Raw genomic sequence first — 25,209 nt, 5'->3', positions numbered from 1 at the left:
GGTGGGCGGTCAGCGGTCGTGGACCTCGATCACCCGGGTGGTCGGTGCCGCGTCGCCGATCGCCGCCCGCTGGGCCAGCCGGTCCGGGTCGGCCAGGAACCCCTCCAACCCGGCCCGCGAGGCGAACCGGATCAGGTGCACCTCGGTCCGGTCGTCGGTGCTGTGCAACCGCCGTTCCAGCCGTCCGCCGTGCCGCCCGAGCAGCCCGAGCACGGCGTCCTCGTACCGGTGGCCGGCGTCGACGGCGTCGGGTGCCAGGTCGACCACCGCCACCAGGAAGAGCCCTTCGTCCGGCGCGCTCATCCGTCGATGCCGACGGCCTCGGCGCTGGCCGTCCAGAGCCGGGCGGCGAGCTGCGGGTCGGCCGCCTTGCGCAGCGGCCGGCGTAGCTTCCGGTCGGCGTAGTAGGCGCCGTCGACCAGCCGGGACGGGTCCTGGCTGGCCAGCCAGACCAGCGTCTCCGCGCCCCGCTCCGGGCTGCGGAACGGCAGCAGCCGCATGCCGAGGGCGACCAGCCGGCTGTCCGCCCCGAACCGGGTCCGCACCACCCCGGGGTGGAAGCAGTACGACCGGACGTCCGGCCAGCGCCGGGCCGCCTCCGCGGTGAACAGGATGTTCGCCTGCTTGCTGGTGCCGTACGCGCGGACCGGCCGGTACGGGCGCAGCGTGGCGTTCAGGTCGTCCGGGTCGAGCGCCCCGCTGCGGTGCGCGCCGGAGGCGGTCACCACCATCCGGCCGATCCGGTCGGCCAGCAGGTTGCTCAGCAGGAACGGGGCCAGGTGGTTGGCCTGCATGGAGAGCTCGAAGCCGTCCACGGTGGTGAGCGGTTCCAGCACGATCGCCCCGGCGTTGTTGGCCAGCACGTCGATCCGGTCGTACGCGGCCCGCAGCCGCTCGGCGAGACCGCGTACGTCGTCGAGCACCGCGAAGTCGGCGCGGAACAGCTCGGGGCGCTCGCCGCAGGCCTCGCGTACCCGGTCGCCGGCGGCCTGGAGCCGGGCCGGGTCCCGCCCGACCAGCACGACCTGGTCGCCCCGGCGGGCCAGGGCCGTTGCGGCAGCCAGGCCGATGCCGGAGCTGGCCCCGGTCACCACCACGGTCCGACGCTCAGTGAGATCTTCCACAGGTCCATTCACCCCGGTCACGGCACGAGGTTACCGTGGCGTCACAACGCCCTTTGGGATCGTTAAGTTCTCGTTCTCGTCATCCAGGTGGCGTCGGCGTGCCCGCCGGACGCTGGAAGGAGCGCATCCTATGGCCGCAGTCGGTCGCCCCCGCCGGTCCTGCCTCGCCGTGCCGGGTTCCAGCGTCAAGATGCTCGGCAAGGCCCAGGGCCTCCCCGCCGACCAGGTCTTCCTCGACCTTGAGGACGCGGTCGCCCCGCTGGCGAAGCCGGACGCCCGCAAGAACATCGTCGCGGCGCTCAACGAGGGCGACTGGGCCGGCAAGACCCGGGTGGTGCGGGTCAACGACCTGACCACCCCGTGGACCTACCGCGACGTCATCGAGGTGGTCGAGGGCGCGGGCGCGAACCTCGACTGCATCATGCTGCCGAAGGTGCAGAACGCCGCCCAGGTGCAGTGGCTGGACCTGACGCTGACCCAGCTCGAGAAGACCCTGGGCCTGGAGGTCGGCCGGATCGGCATCGAGGCGCAGATCGAGAACGCCGCCGGCCTGGTCAACGTCGACGCCATCGCCGCCGCGTCGCCCCGGGTCGAGACCATCATCTTCGGCCCGGCCGACTTCATGGCCTCGATCAACATGAAGTCGCTGGTGGTCGGCGCGCTGATCCCGGACTACCCGGGCGACCCCTACCACTACATCCTGATGCGGATCCTGATGGCCGCCCGGATGCACGACAAGCAGGCCATCGACGGCCCGTTCCTGCAGATCCGCGACGTCGACGCGTTCCGCGAGGTGGCCAAGCGCTCCGCGGCGCTGGGCTTCGACGGCAAGTGGGTGCTGCACCCCGGCCAGATCGACGCCGCCAACGAGGTCTACCAGCCGGCCCAGGCCGACTACGACCACGCCGAGCTGATCCTCGACGCGTACGAGCACTACACCTCGGAGGCCGGCGGCAAGCTGGGCGCGGTGATGCTCGGCGACGAGATGATCGACGAGGCGTCCCGCAAGATGGCCCTGGTGATCGCCGCCAAGGGGCGCGCCGCCGGGATGACCCGCACCTCCAGCTTCACCCCGCCCTCGGAGTGAACCGGTCGGGCCGCCCCGGGCGACCGGGGCGGCCCGGTGGTCAGGAGGTGCTGGAGGCGTCCATCACCGCGAGCACGATGACCACGATGTAGAACGCGAGCAGGAGCAGCAGCAGGCCGGTCAGGATCCAGCCGACGATGATGGCCGCCTTGGCCATGCCCTCGCCGCCCTCACCGGTCTGGCGGATCTGCTTCATGGCGACGTGGCCGAGGATCGCGCCGACCGGCGCGGTGATGCAGGACGCGAAGCCGACCAGCGAGAGCACCAGCGCGGCGATCGCCATGCTGTTGGTCTTCGCCACCGGTTGGCCGTACCCCGGGTAAGCGGCCCCCGGGTAGCCGGCCATCGCGTACGGGTCGACCGGGCCGGCCTGGGCTGGGACGGCGCCCGCGTACGGGTCGGCCGGGGCGTACGGGTCCTTGCCGGTCGGCTGGGCGGGAATGGGCTGGCCGCTGACGGGCAGGGTCGGATCGGCCGACGGGTCGTGCCAGCCGCCGGGCGGTGGGGGATAGGTCATCAGGTCTCTCCGTCGCGTGTGGGTGCGCCGTCAGGGTAGTCATGACCGGACAAACGAGAGGTCCCCGTGGTGCCGCGTTGCCCGGGACGTCCCGAGCGGGCAGGATCTCGGCATGGCTATCGACGCGCGTGGTGCCGACCGTTCCGGCAGCCGACCGAGGCGGGACGTGAGCCGCCCCGGGCTGGCCCGGCGTACCCGCGCCGTCGCCACCGCCGGGCCGGACGACCAGGACGAGCCGGTGCCGGTGGCCGAGCCGGTCACCATGCGGCTGGACGGGCGGGTCGCCCTGGTCACCGGCGCGGGCAGCCCCGACGGCATCGGGTACGCGACCGCCCGCCGGCTGGCCGACCTGGGCGCCCGGGTGGCGATCGTCTCCACCACCCGGCGGATCCACGAACGGGCCGGCGAGCTGGGCGTGACCGGCTTCGTCGCCGACCTCACCGACGAGTCCGAGGTCGGCGCGCTCGCCGACGCGGTGGCCGAGCAGCTCGGCGACGTCGAGGTGCTGGTCAACAACGCGGGCCTGGCCAGCCGGGCCAGCCCGGAGGTGCTGCGCCCGGTGGCCCAGCTCAGCTACGACGAGTGGCGGGGTGAGATCGACCGGAACCTGACCACCGCGTTCCTGTGCAGCCGCGCCTTCATCGGCGGGATGGCCGAGCGGGGCTGGGGGCGGATCGTGAACCTGGCGGCCACCGCCGGGCCGGTGAACGCGCTGCCCACCGAGGCGGCGTACGCGGCGGCCAAGGCCGGCGTGGTTGGGCTGACCCGTGCCCTGGCGATGGAGATGATCGCCGACGGGGTGACCGTGAACGCGGTGGCCCCGGGCACCATCTACACGGCGGCCTCGACGGTGGCCGAGATCAAGCAGGGGATGGGGACCCCGGTGGGGCGCCCGGGCACTCCCGACGAGGTGGCCGCCGCCATCACCTTCCTCTGCTCGCCGGCCGCCTCGTACATCACCGGGCAGATGCTGGTGGTGGACGGCGGCAACAGCGTCCGCGAGGCGCAGTTCCGCTGACCCCCGCCCGGCTCAGTTGTAGGTGCCGCCGCCGTCGGAGTTGGCCCAGGCGGCCAGGGCGATCCAGCCGCAGCAGGCGAGCAGGCCGATGGCGGTGAAGACGTAGCTGAGGATCAGCCCCCAGGTGGCGAGCTGGTCACCGTCCTCGCCGGTCCGCCGGATCTGCCGCTTCGCCAGGTGGCCGAGGACGATCCCGGCCGGGGCGAAGACGAAGGCGAAGACCAGCGACAGGATCGCCATGGTGTTCGGTCCGCCGCCGCCTCCCGGTGGCGGGCCGTACTGGCCGTACGGGCCCTGCGGCGGGTACGCCGGCTGCTGCGCCCACTGCTGGTGCTCCTGCGGCTGGCCCCACTGTTGCTGGTCGGGCTGCTGCCCCCACTGCGGCTGCTCGGGCTGCTGCCCCCACTGCGGCTGGTCCGGCTGCTGGCCCCACTGCTGCTGCTCGGGCTGTTGGCCCCACTGGGGCAGCCCGGAGGGCTGGCCCGGCTGCTCGTACGGCGACGGTGGCTGCTCCGGCTCGCCGGGTGGTGGATGACTCACGTCCGTTCGCCTCCTCCGCCGCAGGTCACAGCGCCTCTCTCTTGCGGACGCTACCCGCAGCGGTGAACCTTTTCACAGCGGTTGTGTGGACTGGTCACCTTGGCCTCGACGGTCCCGGGGCCGATACTGACCGAGCGTTCAGTTACCCATGAGTAATGCGCCGATCCCCCGGAGGCTGAGATGGCCAGACTCGCCCAGACGCCCGGCCTGACCGACGTGCAGCGGTCGATCCTGGAAACCGTCCGGGAGTTCGCCGACAAGGAGATCATCCCGCACGCGCAGCGGCTGGAGCACGCCGACGAGTACCCGACCGACATCCTCGACGGGATGCGGGAGATGGGCCTGTTCGGTCTCACCATCGACGAGGAGTACGGCGGCCTGGGCGAGTCCCTGCTGACCTACGCCCTGGTGGTCGAGCAGCTGTCGCGGGGCTGGATGTCGATCTCCGGCATCGTCAACACCCACTTCATCGTGGCGTACCTGATCTCCCAGCACGGCTCCGCCGAGCAGAAGGCCCGGCTGCTGCCGAAGATGGCCACCGGCGAGGTGCGCGGCGCGTTCTCGATGTCCGAGCCGGAGACCGGCTCCGACGTCTCGGCGATCAAGTCGAAGGCCGTCCGCGACGGCGACAACTACGTCCTCAACGGCCAGAAGATGTGGCTGACCAACGGGGCGTACTCGTCGGTGGTGGCCACCCTGGTCAAGACCGACACCGGCGCGGAGTCGGTCTACGGCAACATGAGCACCTTCCTGCTGGAGAAGGAGCCCGGCTTCGGCGAGACCGCGCCCGGCCTGACCATCCCCGGCAAGATCGACAAGATGGGCTACAAGGGCGTCGAGACCACCGAGATGGTCCTCGACGGCGTCACCGTCCCCGCGTCCGCCGTCCTCGGCGGCGCGGACAAGGTCGGCCGTGGCTTCTACCAGATGATGGACGGCATCGAGGTCGGTCGGGTCAACGTGGCCGCCCGGGCCTGCGGCATCTCCATCCGCGCCTTCGAGCTGGCCGTCCAGTACGCCCAGCAGCGCCGCACCTTCGGCCAGCCGCTCGCCAAGCACCAGGCCATCGCCTTCAAGCTCGCCGAGATGGGCACCAAGATCGAGGCCGCGCACGCGCTCATGGTCAACGCCGCCCGGCTCAAGGACGCCGGCCAGCGCAACGACGTCGAGGCCGGCATGGCCAAGCTGCTCGCCTCGGAGTACTGCGCCGAGGTCGTCCAGGAGGCGTTCCGCATCCACGGCGGCTACGGCTACTCGAAGGAGTACGAGATCGAGCGGCTGATGCGGGAGGCGCCCTTCCTGCTCATCGGCGAGGGCACCTCGGAGATCCAGAAGACCATCATCTCCCGGGGCCTGCTCAAGGAGTACAAGCTCTGACCGGTGCGCCGGTCACCGTCCGGCCGGCTCGGCAGCCGGCTCCGGGGCGGTGACCGGCCCGCCCGCCAGCACGTACGGGCGCGACCGGTACTCCTCGATCGCGGCGGCCAGCCGCTGCTCGGGCACCGCGGTGTCCCGACCACCGACCACCGGCGCCGGTTCCAGCGACTGCCACCTGACCGGTCGCAGCCGTACCCCGTTCAGCCGGCCGTCCCGCTTGTGCAGGCTGACCCGGTCGATGTTCGACCAGTCGTAGGACTGGCTGCCGTAGCGGATCCCGCCGGCGGTCAGCGCCAACCGGCCGGTGAACCGCGCCTCCTGGTACGCGATCCGGCCCACCGCCGCCGCCGCGCCGAGGACCAGCAGTGTCCGGACGATCCGCCCCCACTCCCGATCGGTCGGGAACCACGAGGTGACCACCACCGCCGTCCCGGTCACCAGGGTCAGGTCCGCCAGGAGATCCGCCCAGCCGGCCAGCGACCGGCGGGCCACCAGCCCCGGCTCGACCGCGTCCCGGCCGGCCACCCGGGCCGTCCAGGCCAGCCGGCCGTTCCGCGGCGGCCACCAGCGCCGTCCCAGTTGGTGCACGCCGAACATCAGCCAGGCGAGGCAGGCGAAGCTGTCGAAGCTGGTGGACCGGGACAGCGCCAGCAGCGGCGCGACCACTGCCGCCGTGACCGCCACGGCGACCGCCAGGGAGAGCAGCCGACGCGACCAGAGCCCGTCCCGGGCCGGGGGCAGGCGCAGGCGCGGTGTCCGCAGCAGAGGCATGGGCGCAGGGTACGGTCCGGCCGCCAGCAGTCCGGCTGTCGGGCTCGGTCAGCGCTCGGGGACGCCGACCTCGAGCTGGCGGCGGGCCGAGGCGACCAGCGCGTCCGGGTCGTCGGCGTAAAAGCGGACCTCGGTGACCGGCGCGCTCGGGCCGACTGAAACCGGCCGCTCAGCCCAGCCGGGTCAGCCCGGCGGCGGCGCGCTCCACGATCAGGCAGCGGTCCTCGACGTAGTCCATGCCCGCCTCCTCGGCGATCCGCCGCGCCTGCGCCGAGACGATGCCCAGTTGCAGCCACACCGCCGGCGCGCCGATCGCCGCGGCGTCCCGGACCACCTGCACGGCGTCCGCCGCCGGCCGGAACACGTCCACCAGGTCGACCGGGTGCGGGATGTCGGCCAGCGAGGCGTACGCCCGCTCGCCGAAGAGTTCGTCGACCGTCGGGTTGACCGGGATGATCCGCCAGCCGTACCGCTGCATCTGCAACGGCACGCTGTGCGCGGCCTTGCGGGGGTCGCGGGACGCGCCCACGACGGCGATCACGGCCGAGTCGGCGAGGATCTGCTGAGCGGTACGCACCCGCCGACTCTAACCCCACCGGTGCGGTGGCCCGCCGGCTACAGCAGCGACAGTTGCTCGGCGGCGGGCGGCGCCTCCGGGGTCGGCAGCTGCCGGTTGTCGCCCCGCTCGCCCCGGTGCAGCCCGTGCCGGCGGGCCGCGATCCGCACCCGCGCGGTCAACTCCCGCTGGTACGCCTGCGGCGCGTACGCGCCCGCCCGGTAGAGCTCGCGGTAACGCGGCACCAGGTGCGGGAACTCCCGGGCCAGCCAGTGCGCGTACCACTCGCGGGCGCCGGGGCGCAGGTGCAGCGCCATCGGCGTCACGCTGGCCGCCCCGGCCGCCGCCACCGCCGCCACCGTCGCGTCGATCGACTCGTCGCTGTCGCTGAGCCCCGGCAGGATCGGCGCCATCAGCACGCCCACCTCGAAGCCCGCGTCGGTGAGCGTGCGCACCGCCTCGAGTCGCCGGCGCGGGCTCGGGGTGCCCGGCTCGACCGCCCGCCACAGCGCCTCGTCGACGAACCCCACCGAGTACGAGACGCCCACCCGGGTCACCTCGGCGGCCTGGCGCAGCAGCGGCATGTCCCGCAGGATCAGCGTGCCCTTGGTCAGGATGGAGAACGGGTTGGCGAAGTCGCGCAGCGCCTCGATGATCGGCGGCATCAAGCGGTAGCGCCCCTCGGCCCGCTGGTAGCAGTCCACGTTGGTGCCCATCGCGATGTGCGCGCCGCGCCAACGCGGGGCGGCCAGCTCCCGCCGGACCAGCTCGCCGGCGTTGACCTTGACGATCACCTTCCGGTCAAAGTCCGCACCCGCGTCGAGGTCCAGGTAGGTGTGGGTGTTGCGGGCGAAGCAGTTGTGGCTCACCACGCCGTTGGCGATGAAGTCGCCGGTGCCGGTGGTGATGTCCCAGAGCGGAAGCTCCAGCCCGAGCGCCTCGATGCTGGTCACCCTGAGCCGGGCCTGGCACTTCAGCGCGGCTCCCTCGATCGACCGCTTGCGGCTGATGGCGGGATCGGTCAGATGGAAGAAGCGGAGCCGCTCCGGCAGACCGCCGGTCAGGCGCAGTTGTCTGACGCGGTTCGGTCGCCCTGGATCCTCGAGCACGGCCCTGAAGCCGAACCGGCTCAGGGCCGCCGCCGTCTGGTCGAGGATCGTGTCGTCGCCGTTGCTGATCCTCAGTGCGCCCCGGCTGCAGCTTCCCTCCGCGTCGAAGATGCCGGCGAGGAAGCCGAGCCGCCAGTCGTCGGTCGGGTCCGCAGGCCACCGGATCAGTTCGCTGATCATTTGGACGTGCCGCTGCTTCGACGTGCGGATGCCGGCCATGGCCTGCCGGTTGCGCGTGACCGCGGAGAAGGAGAAGCGATGTGTCTCGACATCAGCCTCGCTGAGGTAGCGCTCCGTCCTTCGCAACGCTTCGTCGTCGATCAGCGCCAATCGGAACTGGTGCACGGTCCCGTAGGAATAGCTGTGGGTGCCGAGGTGGGCGTCTCCCCGCACCATGCCGCAGAGGTAGCCACGGCGGTAGTCGGCGGACTCCTTGGGGCCGGTCGCGAAGCGGCCGGTGCCGATCAGGCGGTTGTTGGTGGTCAGGTACGGGCGCTGCCCGCGGCCGTTCATCGCTCCCGTGACGTACTTCCAACCCCGCTCGGACAGGAAGCGGTGGTCACCGCTGGCGATCAGCGAGGTGCCGTCCTCCAGGGTGACGCGGTAGGCGGGCTTCGTCGTCGACCACTTGTCGAGGACGGTGGTCACGACGTAGCGGCGGTAGGCCCCCTGTTGGGCGGTGCCGTAGATCCGGTCGCCCGGCTCCAACTCGCTGATCGGCTTCGTGCGACCGTCCGCCATCAGGATCGGGGTGTCACCCGAGATGCAGTACACACACGCATGGCTGCATCCCCGGTACGGGTTGATCGTCCACTCGAACGGCACGCGGGAAGTGCCCGGCACCTTGTTGATGATCGACTTGGCCTGCACCTCGTAGAAGGTCATCCCGGCGAAGCCGGGGGTGTCGAAGGTGCGGGCGATCGCGCCGGGCAGCGCCAGCGGCAGGGGTGGAGTCGCTGGCGCTGACCCGTCGGGATGCCCCTCGTCCGGGGGAGCGGAGAGGTTCTCCCAGCGCATGACACCCATTCGAACATGTGTACGAGAAGAGCGCAAGTGACCCGCCGGACACCGGCTCCCGCCCGGCGGGCGGCGGGTGGAGGATGGAGCCATGGAGAGGTCGACCTTCGTCTACGACGGGGACTGCGCGTTCTGCACCCGGTGCGCCGAGTTCATCGAGCGGCGCATCCCGACCGGCGCCCGGGTGGTGCCGTGGCAGTTCGCCGACCTCGACGCGCTCGGGCTGACCGAGGCCGAGTGCGAGGAGGCGGTGCAGTGGGTCGGCGCCGACGGCTCCCGCGCCGCCGGGCCCGACGCCATCGCCCGGCTGCTCGGCGAGAGCGGTCCGCTCTGGCGGGTGGCCGGCGCGGGGCTGCGCGTTCCGCCGGTCCGCCTCGCCGCCTGGCCCGCGTACCGCTGGGTGGCCCGCAACCGGCACCGGCTTCCCGGCGGCACCGCCGCCTGCGCGCTGCCCCAGGAGGCGCGGGAGCGCCTGTACGGCCCGAGCGGCCGCCCCACCACCGACGCCTGAGCCGCCGCCGGCGTCGCCGCGCTACGGCGTCGCCGGCCCGACCGCCGGTGCCGGGCCGGCCACCGGTGGCGCCGCAGCGGGTACGTGGTCCGGTGCCGGCCCCTGGTCCTCCGGTGCGGGCGGGTCCGGTGCCGGGCCGGTCGGCGCGGCACCGTCGTGGCGACGGGTGATCAGCCGGCGGGCCCACACCACCGGCCTGATCCGCTCCAGCGGCAGGAAGCTCGTCATCGCCACCAGGTGCGGCGCGAACGAGATGGTGATCGTCGCGATGGTCACCAGGTGGAACGAGTAGAAGAAGCCGATCGTGGCCTGCCGCCAGCGCTCGGGCAGCAGGAACACCACGGGGCTGAGAAGCTCGAAGGCGAGGATGCCGAACTGGGCGACGAGCAGCAGGTACGGCACCTGGGCGATCAGGTCGGCGAAATCGGTGCCGCGCCGGATGATGGCCCGGGCGAGCACCGAGCCGGTCGCCCAGTCCAGCCCGCCGAAGCGCAGCTTTGCCCAGGCGGCGAGGAAGTACGTGCAGATCACGGCGATCTGGGTGACCCGCAGCGCCCAGCCGCCGGCCTCGGTGCGGGTCGGGTCGCCGTGCCGGGCGCGCCCGGCGGTGGGCAGGGCGGCCAGCGCGACGAGGAACCCGATCCGGTCGTGGTCGACTTTCCCGTAGCTCATCGCGATGATCATCCACTCGAAGTAGAGCGCGAAGACCGACCAGCCGAGCAGGCGTGGTGCGCGGCCGGTCGCGGCGAGCAGAGCCAGTGCCAGCAGCGTCCAGAAGATGGCCGCGACCATGGTGGGGGTCGGGGTGGGCAGCGGGAGCAGCCGGCCGATCAGCAACGGCTGGTAGAGCTCGCCCGGGACGTCGACCCGGGTGCGTACCCACGGGGTGAAGACGACCAGGTCGGCGGCGACGAAGAGGTAGACCAGGGTGCGGATGGCGGCCACCCGGCCGCGGGGGACCGCCTCGGTCAGCCAGCGGGTCACCGCGCCTCCTGCCAGCGCACCGTGGTCTCGTCGGTCCACCGTCCGGTGGGTCGGCCCTGGTGGATGCCGTACCAGCGGATCACGATGCGGACCTCGACCAGTTCCGGCGCGCCGGGGTGGCGCTCGGCGTACGCGTCGGCGACCTGCCGCAGCAACGTCGGGTCGGCGGTGTAGCGGTCCTGCTGGCCCTCGATCTCGGCGCGGCGGATGCCGGTGGCGTCCTGGCCCAGCGCGATCACCGCGCCGGTGCGGTCGACGCCCTCCACCCGGGTGTCAGGGGCGGGCGCGTTCGGTGGCTCCGACGTGGAGTACATCCGGAACGGCCCGAACGGGAAGTGGTCGTCGACCCCCCAGAGGGTGCCGGCGAGCAGCAGGGCCAGGCCGAGCGCGGTCGCGCCCAGCCGGACCGCGCGGCCGCGGGGGGTCAACGTCTCCATCGGGTCGTGACGATACGGGATCGGGACGTCGGGACGGTGTCCCTGCGCGGTCTGCCGCTGGCCCTGCGTGTCGGCGGGTACGCCGACGGCCGGACCCCCTGGTGGAGGGCCCGGCCGTCGTGGGTGGTGCTCAGTGCTTGTGGTCGGCCAGCTGCTTGCGCACGTCGTCCATGTCGAGGGCCTGGACCTGCTCGATCAGGTTCTCCAGCGCCGACTCGGGCAGCGCGCCCGGCTGGGCGAAGACGATCACGCCGTCCCGGATCGCCATGATCGTCGGGATGGAGCGGATGTCGAACTTCGCGCCGAGCTCCTGCTGCGCCTCGGTGTCGACCTTGCCGAAGACGATGTCCGGGTGCTTCTCCGAGGAGCGCTCGTAGACCGGGGCGAACCGCTTGCACGGGCCGCACCACTCGGCCCAGAAGTCGACCAGCACGATGCCGTCGCTCCCGGTCACCTCGTCGAAGTTGGCCGTGGTCAGCTCAACCGTTGCCATTGCACTCTCCGATCAGCGGATTGCTTTTTCGTCCCGTAGAACCAGGGCAGCCCCGGTTGAATTCCCGGCCCGGGCGGGCCGAAACCAGCGCGGCCCGGGGCGGGGCCGGCCGGAGGTCGGACAACCCATCGAACCGCATCTGTCGATCCGGCGCTGCGGAACGCAAATGCACCACGCACTTGCGTCACCTCCCGTGATGGGAGCGTTTCCAAGGAGATCCACGCCACCCGGCGGTACGAGTCGGTAACTTCAGCCTTGACAAGGGGTGACTGTACGGCTAGAGATCGCATGGCACGGCGTCGTCGACTACTCAGAGTGATGTCACAAAAAGGTAAATGTGACGTCCGTCTCTGTCGATGTGTCCACCGCGTACGGCAGAATCTCTGGCATCAGAGCGTGGGCGGCGGGTGCCGGGGAGGGCCCCGCCGCTCATTGCGTCTCCCCCCCGGATGTGCCCGGTGTGACATTTCCACTCGGCCTCCGCCCCCGTCATCGCCTTAACCACCGGTAAGGCATGCTGTGCCGAACTCCATCGCCGCCCGTCGAAGGGGACAAGGATGCAGTTCGGCCGCTACTTCGAGGAGTTCGAGGTCGGCGCGGTCTACCGGCACTGGCCCGGCAAGACCGTGACCGAGTACGACGACCACCTCTTCTGCCTGCTCACCATGAACCACCACCCGCTGCACATGGACGCGCACTACGCCGAGTCGGCGAGCCAGTTCAAGCGCAACGTGGTGGTCGGCAACTACATCTACTCGCTGCTCCTCGGCATGTCCGTGCCGGATGTCAGCGGCAAGGCGATCGCCAACCTCGAGGTCGAGTCGCTGCGGCACGTCGCGCCGACCTTCCACGGCGACACCATCTACGGCGAGACCACCGTGCTGGACAAGCGCGAGTCCGGGTCGAAGCCGGACCGGGGCGTCGTCGCGGTGGAGACCCGCGGCTACAACCAGGACGGCACCCTGGTCTGCGTCTTTCGGCGCAAGGTCATGGTTCCCAAGAGGGAGTACGCCGCCGCGGCGGTGCCGGACGGCGTCGACCCGGAGCGGCCGAGCTTCCCCGAGCCCCGCTGACCGCAGCCCCGACGGGGCCCCTTCCCACCGTGTTCTGGTCGGGAAGGGGCCCTTTTCGCGATCCGGGGCATATGCTGGCGCCGGAGGTCCTGATGAGCCACTCCCTCGCCGGAGAGCCGCCCTCTGCCGGACGCCGTGCCGCACCGCTGACCACCGCCGTCTACTCCGCCGCCGAGTGGGACCTGCTCACCACCCTGCCCGGCCGGGTACTCGTGGCCGCCGCCTCCCCCACGCCCGGCCGCCCGCCCCGCGGCGTCGCCGCCGGGCTCGCCGGGCTCGACGCCGTGGCCGCCGGCCGGGCCTCCGACAGCGACCTGGTACGCGCCGTCGTCACCGCCATCTACGCCCGCCACGACGGGGCGCCGGCCCAGACCGACCGGCTCACCGACCTGGTCGACCTCCTCGCCGCCTGCCGGGCCGCGGTACGCGTACTCGACCGGCGGGCCGACCCGGCCGACTCGGCCGCGTACCGGCAGTGGGTGGAGTCGGTGGCCGCCCGGGTCTGCCGGGCCGGCGATCCGCCCGGTCCCGCCGACCGACGGTTGCTGGACCGGCTCGGCGGTGCCCTGGGGCTGCGGTGACCGGGGCGGCGTCCGGCGGTGCCCCGGCCGGCCGTACCCTCTTGTGACCGTGACCGAGGACCAGCTCGACGTGGGTGTCGGACCGTGGCCCGGCGACCCGCCGGACGACCCGCGCTACGACCCGGAGCTGCTCGCCGCCGGCGACCGGCGCAACGTCGTCGACCGCTACCGGTACTGGCGGCGCGAGGCCGTCGTCGCCGACCTGGACGAGCGCCGGCACGACTTCCACGTGGCGATCGAGAACTGGCAGCACGACTTCAACATCGGCACGGTGGTCCGCAACGCCAACGCCTTCCTCGCCGCCGAGGTGCACATCGTCGGGCTGCGCCGGTGGAACCGGCGCGGCGCCATGGTGACCGACCGCTACCAGCACGTCCGGCACCACCCGACGATCGAGGAGTTCGTCGCCTGGGCCGCCGGGCGGGACCTGCCGGTGGTGGGCATCGACAACCTGCCCGGCTCCCGGCCGCTGGAGACCACCACCCTGCCCCGCCGTTGCGTGCTCCTCTTCGGCCAGGAGGGGCCGGGCCTGTCCGACCCGGCCCGCGCCGCCTGTGACCAGCTCTTCTCCATCGCCCAGTACGGCTCGACCCGGTCGATCAACGCCGGCGTGGCCAGCGGCATCGCCATGCACGCCTGGATCCGCACCCACGCCGGCCCCCCGCCCGCCTGAGGTCGTCAGAGGCTCGCCGAAGGGCGAAACGGCCGCTCCGCTTGACGGGCCGCTGGCCGGGGGTCACGGTGGGGATGTGAGTGTCGTGGTGAGTTGTCCGAGGTGCGCCGGCCAGGTCCGGCTCCCCGACCTGATGCACCCCGAGTCGCGGTGCGCGCGGTGCGGCCCGGTCGCGCCGCTGCACGTACCGGAGAACATCGGAGCCGAGATCATGGCGAGCGTGGTCGACCGCGTCGTCGCCGACGAGAAGGCCGAGCGGCCCCGGGTGCCGCTCTGGTGTCCGTGGCCGCTGCCGCAGGGTTGGACGGTCACCGGGGTCGGCTGGGCCGGGGACGATCCCTCCGGCGTACGGGCCACGGCGGTGGCCTGCGCCGGTCCGGCGCCACTGGGCGGGGGACCGGCCGAACTCCTGCTGGTGGCCGAGGAGCCGGGCGTCGGGCTGGGCGCCCGCTTCGCCGGAGTGTCCGGACCGGACCCGGGGCCCGAACTCGCGGAGGCGCTCACCGGCCCCGGCCCCGGGCTCGGCCACCCGGAGCACGTCGAGCCGGCCCGGATCAAGGTCGGTGGCCACCCGACTCCACTGTGGCTGGTGAATTCGGCGGCGGATCGAAGCGCGTACGCGGGCGAGGCTCGGGGAATGTGGCTGCATGCGATAGCCTGGCCGGCGAGCGCGGGTCACCTCCTCGCGGAAGACGTCGTCCTGCACGACCTTTCCGAGTGGACACCGCCCGAGCTCGTGTACGGCGCGCCGTCACCTCACCTGCACGGCAGGGCCTGACCGCCCTGACGGACTTGCGAGGGAACGGGCGCAGATATTCACTGTACGACACCATACTGATACTCTGGGTGCCGCTGCGGTAAACGGACCCGGCCCCGCGCGAGAGGATGGCCCGCTATGGTCAAGAAGGTCCTCACCTGGGCCGGCGTCGCATTCTTGATCTTCTTCGTCGCCTACCGGCCGAACTCCGCCGCGGACGTCTTCAAGTCGCTCGGCGGCGGCATCATGGACATCGCCCAGGGCTTCGGCGACTTCTTCACCAGCCTCGTCGCCTGACCGCCCATGGGCAGCCCCTCCGGACCCCCCTTCGATCCCGACGACCCCGACCGGGAGCGCCGGGAGCGGGACACCGAGCCGATCCCGCGGTTCCGTCCCGACGACGGTCCGGGTTACGGCTCCGGCCCGGGCCTCTCCGACGGTCCGTCCCTTTCGGACGACATCGGTTACGGCGACGGGCCTGGATACGCCGGTGAGGGCCGCTCCGGGCGGACCTGGGCGCGCGACCCGGAGGCCGGCTACCAGCAGACCACCATCTCCGAGGAGGAGCTGGCCGGGCTGCGGGTGGACGCCTCCGGCATGCCGATGGGTCCCCGGCGGGTGCTGCCCCTGGAGGACGAGCCCAGCTCGCTGGTCGCCCGCTACCTCTTCCCCACCGAGCGCTACCGGGGCGAGTGGAAGCGGCACTGGATCCATCTCTCCACCCCGATCGTCGTCGGCGTCGCCGCGACCTTCATCCTCGGCTACCTCTCCGGCTTCCTCGCCGGGCAGGACGTCGGCGCCCTCACCACCGTCGCGGTGCTGCTCTGGTTCGCGGTGATGGGCTGGGTCGCCTGGCGGGTCGCCGACTGGTGGTACGACCGCTTCATCCTCACCAACAAGCGGGTCATGGTGGTCAACGGCATCATCACCCGCCGGGTCGCCATGATGCCGCTGGTCCGGGTCACCGACATGAAGTACGAGCAGACCCCGACCGGCCGCGCGCTCAACTACGGCACCTTCGTGCTGGAGTCGGCGGGCCAGGAGCAGGCGCTGCGGGAGATCAAGAACCTGCCCAACCCGAACGAGCTCTACCTGCGTGTGGTCGAGGAGATGTACGAGCCGCAGGCGGTCGAGGCGCGGCTGGGCAAGGAGGCCGACGAGGCCAAGGCCGACGACGGCGCCTGAAGCTTTTCGTCCGTTCATCGGAGGAACTGCGAACCTTTCGCCGTCGACCCCGCCGCCTCGGCCATGGCACCCTGCCTGCAGGGACGGGGTGCGGAGGTGACGCGTGGCCGAGCGGGATCCGCTCGAGGAGGAGTTCCGCGACTTCGTCGCGGCGCGCTCCAGTGCCCTGCTGCGCACCGCGTACCTGCTGGCGGGGGACTGGGCCACCGCCGAGGACCTGCTCCAGACCGCGCTGACCAAGACGTACCTGGCCTGCAAGCGGCTCGGCGGGATCGAGGCGATCGAGCCGTACGCCCGGCGGGTCATGGTCAACACCTCGACCAGTTGGTGGCGGCGGCGCTGGCACGGTGAACGCCCCACCGAGGTGCTGCCCGAGCGGGCCGGGGTCGACGAGATCGAGCAGCAGCTCGACCGGGACGTGCTCTGGCGGCACCTGACCGCGCTGCCCGCCCGGCAGCGGGCCGTGCTGGTCCTGCGCTTCTACGAGGACATGTCGGAGGCGCAGACCGCCGCGCTGCTGGAGATCTCGCCCGGCACGGTCAAGAGCCAGACCTCCCGTGCGCTGGCCACCCTGCGTCGTCGACTCGGCGAGGAGGCGGCACGGGAACTGCCGGAGACGGCGACCCAGACCGAAGGACGGCCCGCGTCGTCCGGGGCGGCTGCGGTCGTACCCCCGGAACCGGCCGGCCCCCGGCGTGCCCCGCAGGCCGGGCGGCCGGGGCGGACGGCCGGGAGCGGCGCGACCACCCCGTCGCCCCGCCCGGCCGAGGCCCGCGGTGCCGGCCGGGACGTGCCCGCCGGAGCGGGTCGGCGGCCCGAACTGCCCGTGCCCGGTGCCGTCCGCCCCCGGGCGGCCGTCCCGGCGGAGACCCGGTGAAGCCGACCCGGGCCGCACGGGACAACCAGACCGGCGGCTCGGAGCGTCCAATGGCTGTGACGCAGGACGACCTGGAGCGGGCGCTGCGGGAGACCTTCTCCCGCCAGGTCGCCGTGCCTCCGCCGTTGGCCGCCGATCCGGCGGGGCTGGCCATCGGCCGGGCCCGGCGGATCCGTCACCGGCGGACGCTGACCGGGCTGTCGCTGGCCGCGGTCGCCACGGCGGCGGTGACCGCCGGGATGGCGCAGCTCGGGGGCCACCCCGGCCGCTCCACCACGCCCACCGTGGTGCTCGGCGATCCGCGCGGCGGGGCCACCGCGGCCGCCTGGCCGGTCGCCCCCGCCCCACCGGCCCCGCGCGCCGGGGGAGACGTCGAACTGATCGTCGGCGGTGCGCTGGTCACCGCCGAGGGAGAGCGGTACGACCTGGGCATCGGCCCGGTCGAACGGGCCCAGCGGCTGCCCGAGCACGGCGGCTGGCTGGTGGTGGGGGCACCCACGCCGGCCGGGCGCACCCTCTGGGTCGTGCCGTCCGGCGACGCCCCGCAGGTGCTGCTGGCCGGTGCCGAGGCGGTCGTGCTGAGCCCGGACGGCCGGCAGGTCGCCTGGCGGGACGGCGACGGGCTCTTCGCGGCCGGCCTGGTCGCCAACCGGCTCCTCGCCACCGCCGGTACGACCGCCGCGCAGGGCGCCACGCCGGTCCGCTTCGTCGGCGACCGCGTCCTGGTGCGCTCCCGCACCGGCGGCCACCTGCTGTGGCGGCCCGCCGCCGGCCCACTGCCCGACGGCGACCGCCGGGTCCTCGACGTCTACGGCGCGCTGCCCGACGGCCGGCCCGTCGGGCGGGTGCCCGCCGACGGGAATCCGGGCCGGTCCTGCCTGGCGGTGCTCGACCCGGCCGATCTCGCGCCGACCGCCACCGGCTGCGCGGCTCCGCTGGCCGGGGACGGCCTCGGCGCCGTCTCCCCCGACGGCCGGTGGCTGCTGGTCAACGGCCGTACCGGCGGGACGGACGGCGCGCTCCTGGTGGACCTCACCGGCCCCGAACCGGGCCACGCCGCCCGGGCCGCCGGCCCGACGATCAGCGGCGAGGTGGCGTGGAACGGCGCCACGATGGCCGCCTACGTCGACCGGGGCGGGGCGCTGGCGCGGGTCGACCCCGACAAGGTGCTGGCCGGGGGACGGGCCTCCACGACGATGCTGAGCGGGGTCACCTCCGGCGAGCGCCCGGTCGTGGTGGCCGGCGCCTCCTGACGGCCGGGCGGTAGCGTCGGAGCGTGATCTCGCGTCCGGCGATCGACCTGCACACCCACTCCACCGCCAGCGACGGCACGCTGAGCCCGGCCGAACTGGTCCGCGCCGCCGCCGACGCCGGGCTGGACGTCGTCGCCATCACCGACCACGACACCACCGCCGGCTGGGACGCCGCCGTGCGGGCGCTGCCGCCCGGCCTCACCCTGATCCGCGGCGCGGAGATCTCCTGCCGGTGGCACGGGGTGGAGCCGGCGATCCCGCTGCACCTGCTCGCGTACCTCTTCGACCCGGACCACCCGGAGTTCGTCGCCGAGCTGGCCCGGGTGCGGCTCGCCCGTGAGGTGCGCGGCGAGCGGATCGTCGAGCTGCTGCGCGCCGACGGGGTCGACATCAGCTGGCCGGAGATCATGGCCGCGGCCGGCGGCGGGACGGTCGGCCGGCCGCACATCGCCGCGGCGCTCATCCGGGCCGGCCTGGTCGCCACCACCACCGAGGCGTTCGGGGCGGACTGGCTGGGCGAGCGTTACCGGCTGCCGAAGGAGGACGTGGACGTGTTCCGGGCGGTCGAGCTGATCCGGGCCGCCGGGGGCGTACCGGTCTTCGCCCACCCCCGGGCGACCCGGCGGGGCCGGATCGTGCCGGACGAGCTGATCGTCGAGCTGGCCGCGGCCGGGCTGGCCGGCCTGGAGGCCGACCACGAGGACCACTCCCCGGCCGAGGCCGCGCACGTGCGCGCGCTCGCTGCCGAGCTGGGCCTGCTGGTGACCGGCTCGTCGGACTTCCACGGCACGCACAAGACCGTCCGGCTGGGCGCGCACACCACCGCCCCGGAGGCGTACGAGCGGATCGTCGCGGCGGCCTCCGGAGTGACCGGAGTCGCTTCCGGCTGATCCGCGTTTCCGTCCACAGCGGCGCGACTACGGTTAGCCGGTGGATCTCAAGCTCTTCGGTGAGGTCTTCGTGACCCTGCTGGTAATCGTCGACCCGCCGGGCATGATGCCCATCTTCCTCGCCCTGACCGGGCCGCTGACCGCGCGCGACCGCAACCGGGCCGCCTGGCAGGCGGTCGCGTTGGCGCTCGGCGTGATCGTGATCTTCGCGGTGGCCGGTCAGACGCTCCTCGACTACCTGCACGTGGACCTGCCGGCGTTGCAGGCGGCCGGCGGCCTGCTGCTGGTGCTGGTCGCGCTGGAACTGCTGACCGGCAAGGCCGACGACCCCAGCCAGCAGGTCACCTCCAACATCGCGCTGGTGCCGCTGGGCACGCCGCTGCTGGCCGGTCCGGGCGCCATCGTGGCGACCATGCTCTTCGTGCAGCAGGCCGACGGTCTCGACGACCACTCCGCGATCGCCGCCGCGATCGTCGCCGTGATGATCGCGGTCTGGATCGTGCTGCGCTTCTCCGGCGGCATCGTCAAGATCCTGCGCCCCGGCGGCATCGAGGTGCTGACCCGGATCGCCGGCCTGCTGCTGGCCGCCATCGCCGTGCAGCTCATCGCCGACGCGGTCGCCGCCTTCGTCACCCAGTACGTGAACATGACCTGACCCGGCCCGGCCCGGCGGCGGTGCGGGCGTGGCGGTGTCGGACCCGGGTGGCAGGATCGGACCCGTGCGACGAGCCTCCTCCGCCGGACGATCCGCGGGCGCCCCCCGACCCCGTGCCGAGCAGGCCGAGCAGTTGGGCTTCGAGGGCATGCCGGAGCGGCTCTTCGTCTGCACCCCCAGCAAGCTCGGCGCGTACGAGGACTGCCCCCGCCGCTACCGCTACTCCTACGTCGACCGGCCCGCCCCGCCGAAGGGGCCGCCGTGGGCGCACAACTCGCTCGGCGCCAGCGTGCACACCGCCCTGAAGAACTGGTACGCGCTCACGCCGGAGCGACGCCGGCCGGAGGCGCTGGCCGGGCTGCTCAAGGGCACCTGGGTGCGCGAGGGCTACCGCGACGACGAGCAGGAGCGGCAGGCCTACCGGCGGGCGCTCGGCTGGCTGGAGGCGTACGTCGAGACGCTGGAGCCGGGCGCCGACCCGCTGGGCGTGGAGCGGGTGGTCGCGGTCCGCACGGCGGTGCTGGCCTTCAACGGCCGGGCCGACCGGATCGACTCCCGACCCGGGCCGGACGGGCCCGAGCTGGTCATCGTCGACTACAAGACCGGCCGCACCGGGCTGGACACCGACGACGCGCGGGGCTCGCAGGCACTGGCGCTGTACGCGTACGCCGCCGAGCGGACGTTCCGCCGGCCGTGCCGCCGGGTGGAGCTGCACCACCTGCCCACCGGGACGGTCGCCGCGCACGACCACACCACCGAGTCGCTGGCCCGGCAGCTCACCCGCGCCGAGGACACCGCGCGCGACATCATGGCCGCCGAGCGGGCGGTCGCCGACGGGGCCGACCCCGACGAGGCGTTCCCGCCGGTGGCCGGGCCGCGCTGCGGTTGGTGCGACTACCGCCGCAGCTGCCCCGTGGGGGCGCAGGTGCCCGGCCGCGAGCCGTGGGCGGCGATGGACCGCCCGGCCGCACCCGGCGACGACTCCGCCGCGGTGGCGGGCGGCGGTAGCTGAGGCGGGAAGCCCAGGCAACCAGCGGCACGGTGCCCTGAGCGGTGGTCTGCAGCCCGGATCGAGGTGGTCGCGGCTGCACGCCGGCACGCGTCGTTTCCGCCGTCGCCCGCCCGCCCCGCGATGTGTCCGGCTTTCACCCAGAGTGATGCCCGTGCCGCAAGACTCGAGAATGAGCGATATGCCTGTCAGGCATAAATATTCCGCTCAGGCATATCGCTCACCAGGGTGTGTGCCGGCTGGCGCGCTTCGGCGGTCAGCGCCCGTTGTCAGACCAGCCATGGCTGGTGGATGCCGAGCCGACCGCTCCGGGCGGCGGCTTCGGGGTGACCGACCGTCACCGTCGCAGGTCAGGTGACCGTCGCGGCGAGTCGGGCGGCCCGTTCCTTGGCCGCCTGCTGCATCGGGCCCTCCCGCCAGTCGCGGGGCAGCGCGGCCAGGGCGAGGCGTAGCGCGCGGACGCCCAGGTCGGCCGAGAGCGCGGTGGTGGGTAGCCCCAAGCCGCCGTACAACCGCAGCGCCCAGGACGGCAGCAGGCCGAGCGCGGTGCCGGCGATCCCCAGGTACGCCCAGCGGGGCGGCCCGAGGCTCAGGCCCAGTCGGGCCGGCAGGCTCAGCTTCCACGGGATCGGCGGCGCGGTCAGGAACAGGGCGGTCTCGGCCGCCTCCCTGGTCACCCGCAGCTCGGGCCGTACCGATCGGTAGTAGTCGGCGACCTCGGCGGCGCTGCCGGGCACCTCGGCCGGGTCGAGCCCGACCAGCGCGGCGGCGCGCCGCTGCTCGGCGTAGTAGCCGTCCACCTCGGCGTCGGTCAGCGACAGCCCGGCCCGGCGGGCGGTGCTGACGAACGACTCGACCTCGGTGACGTGCACCCAGCGCAGCAGCGCCGGGTCGTCGATCCGGAACTCCTCGCCGGTCCGCGGGTCGGTGGCGCGCATCCGGGCGTGCAGGCCGCGCAGCCGGCGACCGGCCGCCTCCGCCTCGGCGGTGGTGCCGTAGATGACGGTGCCGACGTACGTGGCGGTCCGGACCAGCCGGCCCCACGCGTCGGTGCGGTAGTTGCTGTTCTGCGCCACCCCGGCCATCGCCCGCGGATGCAGCGCCTGGAGGTAGAGGGAGCGCAGGCCGGCGACGATCAGGACCGGCTCGTCGTGCACCTTCCAGGTGACCGAGCCCGGACCGAAGAGGCCGATGTCGTCGGAGTCCACCGCCCAAGAGTGCCACGGGACGCTCGGGTGCGACCCGCTCGTCGGGTCACCCGGCCCGCGGCGGCGACGTCGACGGCGAGCGGGGTGCTGCGACCTTGGGTCAGGCGTCGGCGGAGCGGCGGGCCTGGCAGGTGGGGCAGAGGCCCCAGAAGGTCACTTCCGCCTCGTCGACCTCGAAGCCGTTCGCGGTGTTCGGGTCGAGGCAGGGGGCGCCACCGACGGCACAGTCGACGTCGGCGATCTCGCCGCAGCCCCGGCACACCACGTGGTGGTGGTTGTCGCCAACCCGGGCCTCGTACCGGGCGGGACTGCCGGCCGGCTCGATCCGGCGGGACAGGCCGGCGCGGGAGAGCGCGCCGAGGACGTCGTACACCGCCTGGGTGGAGACCGAGTCGAGACGTTCGCGTACCCGACGGGTGATCTCGTCGACCTCCAGGTGGCCGCCGGCGGCCAGCACGTCCAGGACGGCGAGGCGCGGCCGGGTGACCCGCAGGCCCCTCGACCGGAGCAGCTCCTCACCACTGGACATGAGGCAATGACAGCACGGGGTCACCGGGTCGACAAGTGAACCCGGCGGCACGTGGCCCCGGCCACAGCTCAACAGCATTGTCGTGGCCGGTGAACCGCATCGGCTGACACCGCGTGTGTCCGATCGGGGGCGTGCTGCGACGGATGGATCGTCGTACGCTTTCGCGGCCAACCGCATCCATCGTCGGAGGTGTCGGTGTTCAAGGAGATCAACGGCCTGCCGGGCCACATCCTGGTGATCCACGCGGCGGTGGTGTTCGTTCCGCTGCTGGCACTGCTCGCCTCCGCGTACGGGCTGGTGCCCCGCTGGCGTCCCCGGCTCGCCTGGGCGGTGGCGATCCTCTCCGTGGTGACGCCGGTGATCACCTGGGTGGCCACCGAGTCCGGCGAGGCGTTCGAGGAGTTCCTGAAGGGCAAGAACTACCCGCCCCAGTTGCTGGCCAAGATCGAGGAGCATTCCGAGTACGGCGACACGACACTCTGGCTCACCGTGGGGCTCGCCGTGGCGGCCCTGGTGCTGCTGGCGCTGACCAGCGACCGGGTCCGTACCCCGCGCCTGCCGTCCTGGGTCAGCTGGCTGCTCACCGGCGTCATCGTGGTGCTGGGGGTGTTCGCGCTGATCTACGTCGTGCTGACCGGCGACACGGGCGCGCAGTCGGTCTGGGGCAACACCCTCTGACCGGTCGTCCGCCTCAGAAGAGCGCCCGGGAGCAGAGCAGACAGAGCAGCACCAGCAACACCGCCCCGGCCACCCCGCCGACTGCGTAGGTGACCCGCTGCGCGCGCTGCTCCGCCGCGTCCATGGCCTCCATGTCCTGCGGCGGCAGCGCCCGCGGCGGCGTGGCCTGGAGGTGCACCGGCGGTCGCCAACCGGGCGGCGGCGGGGTGGTCGGCGGCGGACCGGCGTAGCCACCGTCGGGCCGCGCGGCCGCCTGCCCCGGGACCGGTGCCGGGGGTACGTCCGTCGGGGCGGCCCACGGTGACGGCGAGGTCGGCGCGGCGGGCGTGTCGGCAGCCGCCACGCCGTTGGTCGTCGCCCTGGTGCCGGTCGCCGGCTCGGAGGGCTGCGACCCCGCTGCCGGGGTGAGGCCGAAGGTGGGCTCGCCGAGCGTCGCACCGTCGGTGCCCGGGGTGGTCCGGCCGGTGTCGGGAGTCGTCCGGTCGGTGTCCGGTGCCGTCGGCTGGGCCTGCTCGGGCGGCCGTCGCCAGAATTCGTCCTCGGAGCTGGCACCACTGGGCGTCGTCACGCCGTCCGACGCTACCAACGCGGGGAGCGCGCGGCCGCGCGACGCGGCGACGGACTGGGTGCTGCTGACAGCGCCGAGGTGGCGGCGACCGGGACTGGTGTGGTTCGCAGCCGAGCCGCGGGAGGCGCAGTCCCCGATCAGGCTCGTCCGGCCGATGAGGCCGGGCGGCTGCACGCTCGCCGTCCTGGTCCACGTGTGGCCGCCAGGATCGGGCTGGGCTGGGATAGTGTTGCCGCTCGTGAGCATCGAGGAGCCGGACGTGCGCGACGACGACCGCGCCGTCGATCTCAGCGAGGATTTCGTGGTGCTGCCCGAGCAGACCGTGGACGACACCGACCACGGTTGGGGTGAGCGCATCGGCGGCAACGACGACTGGCTGCTCGCCGAGCGCCCGCCGCACTGGGGCTGACCCACCCTTCTTCCGTCCGGTCGGCGGGCTCTCCGACAGCGTCCCCATGATCAGGTAGCAATTTCCGAGGCCCGCGTCGGCGTGTCGCCTCGGAAATAGCCACTCGATCAAGGAAGCCCCTGCTGAGACGCGATCGAGGCAGCCGCTGGTGGAGATCAGGGCAGCAGCCTGTGCGGCAGCGCTCGTTCCGTCAGGCCCGTGCATGGGGCGGACGGGCGGGGTCAGCCGCGTACCACGACGGCGAAGCGACTGCCCTCCGGCTGGCCGACGGCACGTTGTGCCTGGTCCGGGCGGAGCGCGAGGTAGAGGGCCGAGGATCCGTCGGCTGCGTCGCCGCCCACCACGTCGAGCACCAGCGCTCCGGAGGCCACCAGTCCGGCCTCCACCGGCGCCCGGCCGGCTGGTACGACCAGCAGGTCGACCCGGGCTCCCGGCCGCAGCACGGCGAGCGCGGCAGGTTCGGCCAGCCGCACCGGTACCCCCACCGACCCGCTCGGCAGCGGCAGTGCGCCCGGCCGACTACCTTCGGTCGACGGCCCCGCCCCCGGCCGACCACCTTCGGTCGACGGCCCCGCCTCCGGCCGACCACCCTCGGTCGACGGCCCCGCCTCCGGCGGACCACCTTCGATCGGCGGCCCCGCCCCCGGCCCGCCGGACGGCTCCCCGCCCGACAGGTCCCCGGCTGATCCGGTCCCGCCCGCTGATGCGGCCGGCGTGCCTCCGGCGGTCGTGCCCTCAGCCGAGGAGCCCGGTGAGGGCGGAGCCGAAGTGGGACAGCCGCCGGACGAGTCGAGTACGACCACCGCGAGGCCCAGCAGGGCAGCGACCAGCCCGAGGCGCAGCAGCGTGCCGCTGCCGGGCCGACGGAGCCAGCGCACCGGGCGCAGGGAGTCCCTCCCGTCCGGGCCACCACCAGCCATGCCGCCCACCTTCCACCTCGCCGTCGAGCCCCCTTGGAACCCAGCGCGTGCGTCGCCGTCGCGCCGCCCCGCATCCCGAGGGTCGACCGCCGGCCCTCGCCTCGCTGTCCGGCCGACGTCGCGGCGCTCGGACAGCACGTTAGGGGGCAGGAGCGGACGCAGCAATGCCGTGTGCACCGGCCTGTGGACAACCGGCAGGGCTGTGGACAACCCCCAAAGCGGCGCTCGACCTGCTAACGGAGGTCAGCCCGGACGAAGCGACTGATTGCCCAACTCCGACGCCCGCCAGGCTGAGTCGTTTGCGTCATCAGATCCATAGCGCCGCACACCGGGTCGCAAGCCGGCCAGTTCCCCGCCCCGGGACCACGCCACCCAGGAGAGACAACCCTGGCTCGGCCACCGG

The 25,209-nt window shown here is 73.2% G+C and carries 31 protein-coding genes; 17 read left to right on the top strand and 14 right to left on the bottom strand.

Going from position 1 to position 25,209, the window contains the following annotated elements; translation table 11 throughout:
• Nucleotides 1–9: 9 nt before the first annotated feature.
• Together FHX75_RS13275 and FHX75_RS13270 are read right to left on the bottom strand one after the other, a co-directional pair.
• Nucleotides 10–303, bottom strand: a complete 294-nt coding sequence (locus FHX75_RS13275; RefSeq protein ID WP_154939847.1) for a hypothetical protein — start codon at nt 301–303, stop codon at nt 10–12.
• Nucleotides 300–1,124, bottom strand: a complete 825-nt coding sequence (locus FHX75_RS13270; protein WP_154939845.1) for an SDR family NAD(P)-dependent oxidoreductase — start codon at nt 1,122–1,124, stop codon at nt 300–302. Before FHX75_RS13270 ends, FHX75_RS13275 begins: the two co-directional genes overlap by 4 nt.
• A gap of 130 nt (nt 1,125–1,254) precedes the next feature.
• On the opposite strand from FHX75_RS13270, the gene FHX75_RS13265 reads away from it, so the two are divergent.
• Nucleotides 1,255–2,211 (top strand): HpcH/HpaI aldolase/citrate lyase family protein, encoded by a 957-nt coding sequence (locus FHX75_RS13265; protein ID WP_154939843.1) that lies wholly within the window; start codon nt 1,255–1,257, stop codon nt 2,209–2,211.
• 40 nt (nt 2,212–2,251) lie between these two features.
• Here FHX75_RS13265 and FHX75_RS13260 read toward each other — a convergent pair whose 3' ends face one another.
• Nucleotides 2,252–2,728, bottom strand: a complete 477-nt coding sequence (locus FHX75_RS13260) for a DUF4190 domain-containing protein (RefSeq protein WP_154939841.1) — start codon at nt 2,726–2,728, stop codon at nt 2,252–2,254.
• Between the two features lie 112 nt (nt 2,729–2,840).
• Here FHX75_RS13260 and FHX75_RS13255 point away from each other — a divergent pair, with 112 nt between their 5' ends.
• Nucleotides 2,841–3,746: an SDR family NAD(P)-dependent oxidoreductase gene (locus tag FHX75_RS13255; RefSeq protein ID WP_154939839.1), complete on the top strand. Its 906-nt coding sequence runs from the start codon at nt 2,841–2,843 to the stop codon at nt 3,744–3,746.
• A 12-nt stretch (nt 3,747–3,758) separates the two neighbouring features.
• Here the strand turns inward: FHX75_RS13255 and FHX75_RS13250 are convergent, their stop codons facing one another.
• Complete coding sequence (locus FHX75_RS13250) at nt 3,759–4,286, bottom strand: DUF4190 domain-containing protein (protein WP_154939837.1); 528 nt, start codon at nt 4,284–4,286, stop codon at nt 3,759–3,761.
• Nucleotides 4,287–4,466: 180 nt separating this feature from the next.
• Between FHX75_RS13250 and FHX75_RS13245 the strand changes: the two genes are divergently transcribed.
• Nucleotides 4,467–5,663 (top strand): acyl-CoA dehydrogenase family protein, encoded by a 1,197-nt coding sequence (locus FHX75_RS13245; protein ID WP_088964115.1) that lies wholly within the window; start codon nt 4,467–4,469, stop codon nt 5,661–5,663.
• A gap of 12 nt (nt 5,664–5,675) precedes the next feature.
• On the opposite strand, the gene FHX75_RS31980 is transcribed toward FHX75_RS13245, so the two are convergent.
• The 3 genes from FHX75_RS31980 to FHX75_RS13230 all read right to left on the bottom strand — a co-directional run bounded on the left by FHX75_RS31980 (nt 5,676) and on the right by FHX75_RS13230 (nt 9,116).
• Complete coding sequence (locus tag FHX75_RS31980; protein WP_154939835.1) at nt 5,676–6,434, bottom strand: hypothetical protein; 759 nt, start codon at nt 6,432–6,434, stop codon at nt 5,676–5,678.
• A 169-nt stretch (nt 6,435–6,603) separates the two neighbouring features.
• Complete coding sequence (locus FHX75_RS13235) at nt 6,604–7,011, bottom strand: CoA-binding protein (protein ID WP_088964111.1); 408 nt, start codon at nt 7,009–7,011, stop codon at nt 6,604–6,606.
• A 38-nt stretch (nt 7,012–7,049) separates the two neighbouring features.
• Entirely contained in the window at nt 7,050–9,116 is a 2,067-nt protein-coding gene (locus FHX75_RS13230; RefSeq protein ID WP_154941956.1) for an intein-containing Rv2578c family radical SAM protein, read from the bottom strand.
• A gap of 91 nt (nt 9,117–9,207) precedes the next feature.
• Here FHX75_RS13230 and FHX75_RS13225 point away from each other — a divergent pair, with 91 nt between their 5' ends.
• Nucleotides 9,208–9,627 (top strand): thiol-disulfide oxidoreductase DCC family protein, encoded by a 420-nt coding sequence (locus FHX75_RS13225; RefSeq protein WP_154939833.1) that lies wholly within the window; start codon nt 9,208–9,210, stop codon nt 9,625–9,627.
• A 21-nt stretch (nt 9,628–9,648) separates the two neighbouring features.
• Here FHX75_RS13225 and FHX75_RS13220 read toward each other — a convergent pair whose 3' ends face one another.
• From FHX75_RS13220 to trxA, 3 genes are all read right to left on the bottom strand, one after another.
• Nucleotides 9,649–10,611 carry an MFS transporter permease gene (locus FHX75_RS13220; RefSeq protein WP_246158010.1) on the bottom strand — a complete coding sequence of 321 codons (963 nt, stop codon included), beginning with the start codon at nt 10,609–10,611 and terminating at the stop codon, nt 9,649–9,651.
• On the bottom strand, nt 10,608–11,048 hold the full coding sequence (locus tag FHX75_RS13215) for a hypothetical protein (RefSeq protein WP_154939831.1): 441 nt from the start codon (nt 11,046–11,048) through the stop codon (nt 10,608–10,610). Before FHX75_RS13215 ends, FHX75_RS13220 begins: the two co-directional genes overlap by 4 nt.
• 130 nt (nt 11,049–11,178) lie before the next feature.
• Nucleotides 11,179–11,541, bottom strand: coding sequence for a thioredoxin (gene trxA / locus FHX75_RS13210; RefSeq protein WP_154939829.1), 363 nt, complete (start codon nt 11,539–11,541; stop codon nt 11,179–11,181).
• Between the two features lie 557 nt (nt 11,542–12,098).
• Between trxA and FHX75_RS13205 the strand changes: the two genes are divergently transcribed.
• From FHX75_RS13205 to FHX75_RS13160, 11 genes are all read left to right on the top strand, one after another.
• The gene (locus FHX75_RS13205; RefSeq protein ID WP_154939827.1) at nt 12,099–12,614 is read left to right on the top strand and encodes a MaoC family dehydratase; all 516 of its coding nucleotides are present in this window, start codon (nt 12,099–12,101) and stop codon (nt 12,612–12,614) included.
• Between the two features lie 92 nt (nt 12,615–12,706).
• Nucleotides 12,707–13,195, top strand: coding sequence for a hypothetical protein (locus tag FHX75_RS13200; RefSeq protein WP_154939825.1), 489 nt, complete (start codon nt 12,707–12,709; stop codon nt 13,193–13,195).
• Nucleotides 13,196–13,244: 49 nt separating this feature from the next.
• Nucleotides 13,245–13,868, top strand: coding sequence for a TrmH family RNA methyltransferase (locus tag FHX75_RS13195; protein WP_154939823.1), 624 nt, complete (start codon nt 13,245–13,247; stop codon nt 13,866–13,868).
• Between the two features lie 88 nt (nt 13,869–13,956).
• Nucleotides 13,957–14,646: a DUF6758 family protein gene (locus FHX75_RS13190; RefSeq protein WP_342798659.1), complete on the top strand. Its 690-nt coding sequence runs from the start codon at nt 13,957–13,959 to the stop codon at nt 14,644–14,646.
• Nucleotides 14,647–14,763: 117 nt separating this feature from the next.
• Nucleotides 14,764–14,922, top strand: coding sequence for a hypothetical protein (locus FHX75_RS30740; protein ID WP_170285364.1), 159 nt, complete (start codon nt 14,764–14,766; stop codon nt 14,920–14,922).
• A 6-nt stretch (nt 14,923–14,928) separates the two neighbouring features.
• Nucleotides 14,929–15,810 carry a PH domain-containing protein gene (locus FHX75_RS13185; RefSeq protein WP_154939821.1) on the top strand — a complete coding sequence of 294 codons (882 nt, stop codon included), beginning with the start codon at nt 14,929–14,931 and terminating at the stop codon, nt 15,808–15,810.
• 103 nt (nt 15,811–15,913) lie between these two features.
• Complete coding sequence (locus FHX75_RS31590) at nt 15,914–16,687, top strand: SigE family RNA polymerase sigma factor (RefSeq protein ID WP_246158008.1); 774 nt, start codon at nt 15,914–15,916, stop codon at nt 16,685–16,687.
• 50 nt (nt 16,688–16,737) lie between these two features.
• The gene (locus tag FHX75_RS13175) at nt 16,738–17,940 is read left to right on the top strand and encodes a hypothetical protein (RefSeq protein WP_154939819.1); all 1,203 of its coding nucleotides are present in this window, start codon (nt 16,738–16,740) and stop codon (nt 17,938–17,940) included.
• Nucleotides 17,941–17,966: 26 nt separating this feature from the next.
• Nucleotides 17,967–18,830 carry a PHP domain-containing protein gene (locus FHX75_RS13170; RefSeq protein WP_154941954.1) on the top strand — a complete coding sequence of 288 codons (864 nt, stop codon included), beginning with the start codon at nt 17,967–17,969 and terminating at the stop codon, nt 18,828–18,830.
• Nucleotides 18,831–18,870: 40 nt separating this feature from the next.
• On the top strand, nt 18,871–19,485 hold the full coding sequence (locus FHX75_RS13165) for a MarC family protein (protein ID WP_154939817.1): 615 nt from the start codon (nt 18,871–18,873) through the stop codon (nt 19,483–19,485).
• Nucleotides 19,486–19,633: 148 nt separating this feature from the next.
• The gene (locus tag FHX75_RS13160; protein ID WP_425463511.1) at nt 19,634–20,497 is read left to right on the top strand and encodes a RecB family exonuclease; all 864 of its coding nucleotides are present in this window, start codon (nt 19,634–19,636) and stop codon (nt 20,495–20,497) included.
• 347 nt (nt 20,498–20,844) lie between these two features.
• Here the strand turns inward: FHX75_RS13160 and FHX75_RS13155 are convergent, their stop codons facing one another.
• Both FHX75_RS13155 and FHX75_RS13150 read right to left on the bottom strand, forming a co-directional pair.
• Complete coding sequence (locus FHX75_RS13155) at nt 20,845–21,702, bottom strand: oxygenase MpaB family protein (RefSeq protein WP_154939813.1); 858 nt, start codon at nt 21,700–21,702, stop codon at nt 20,845–20,847.
• A gap of 100 nt (nt 21,703–21,802) precedes the next feature.
• The gene (locus FHX75_RS13150) at nt 21,803–22,231 is read right to left on the bottom strand and encodes a Fur family transcriptional regulator (protein WP_154939811.1); all 429 of its coding nucleotides are present in this window, start codon (nt 22,229–22,231) and stop codon (nt 21,803–21,805) included.
• Between the two features lie 195 nt (nt 22,232–22,426).
• On the opposite strand from FHX75_RS13150, the gene FHX75_RS13145 reads away from it, so the two are divergent.
• The gene (locus FHX75_RS13145) at nt 22,427–22,909 is read left to right on the top strand and encodes a DUF2231 domain-containing protein (RefSeq protein WP_154939809.1); all 483 of its coding nucleotides are present in this window, start codon (nt 22,427–22,429) and stop codon (nt 22,907–22,909) included.
• A 13-nt stretch (nt 22,910–22,922) separates the two neighbouring features.
• Here the strand turns inward: FHX75_RS13145 and FHX75_RS32090 are convergent, their stop codons facing one another.
• Entirely contained in the window at nt 22,923–23,477 is a 555-nt protein-coding gene (locus FHX75_RS32090; RefSeq protein WP_342798655.1) for a hypothetical protein, read from the bottom strand.
• A gap of 238 nt (nt 23,478–23,715) precedes the next feature.
• Between FHX75_RS32090 and FHX75_RS30735 the strand changes: the two genes are divergently transcribed.
• Nucleotides 23,716–23,886 carry a hypothetical protein gene (locus FHX75_RS30735; RefSeq protein WP_170285363.1) on the top strand — a complete coding sequence of 57 codons (171 nt, stop codon included), beginning with the start codon at nt 23,716–23,718 and terminating at the stop codon, nt 23,884–23,886.
• A gap of 221 nt (nt 23,887–24,107) precedes the next feature.
• On the opposite strand, the gene FHX75_RS13135 is transcribed toward FHX75_RS30735, so the two are convergent.
• Entirely contained in the window at nt 24,108–24,371 is a 264-nt protein-coding gene (locus FHX75_RS13135) for a hypothetical protein (protein ID WP_246158006.1), read from the bottom strand.
• Nucleotides 24,372–25,209: the final 838 nt, after the last annotated feature.

It is taken from the genome of Micromonospora palomenae (assembly GCF_007829925.1).
Classification (GTDB): domain Bacteria; phylum Actinomycetota; class Actinomycetes; order Mycobacteriales; family Micromonosporaceae; genus Micromonospora; species Micromonospora purpureochromogenes.
Note: the sequence above shows the minus strand (reverse complement) of the source record. Positions and strands in the feature narration are given on the sequence as shown.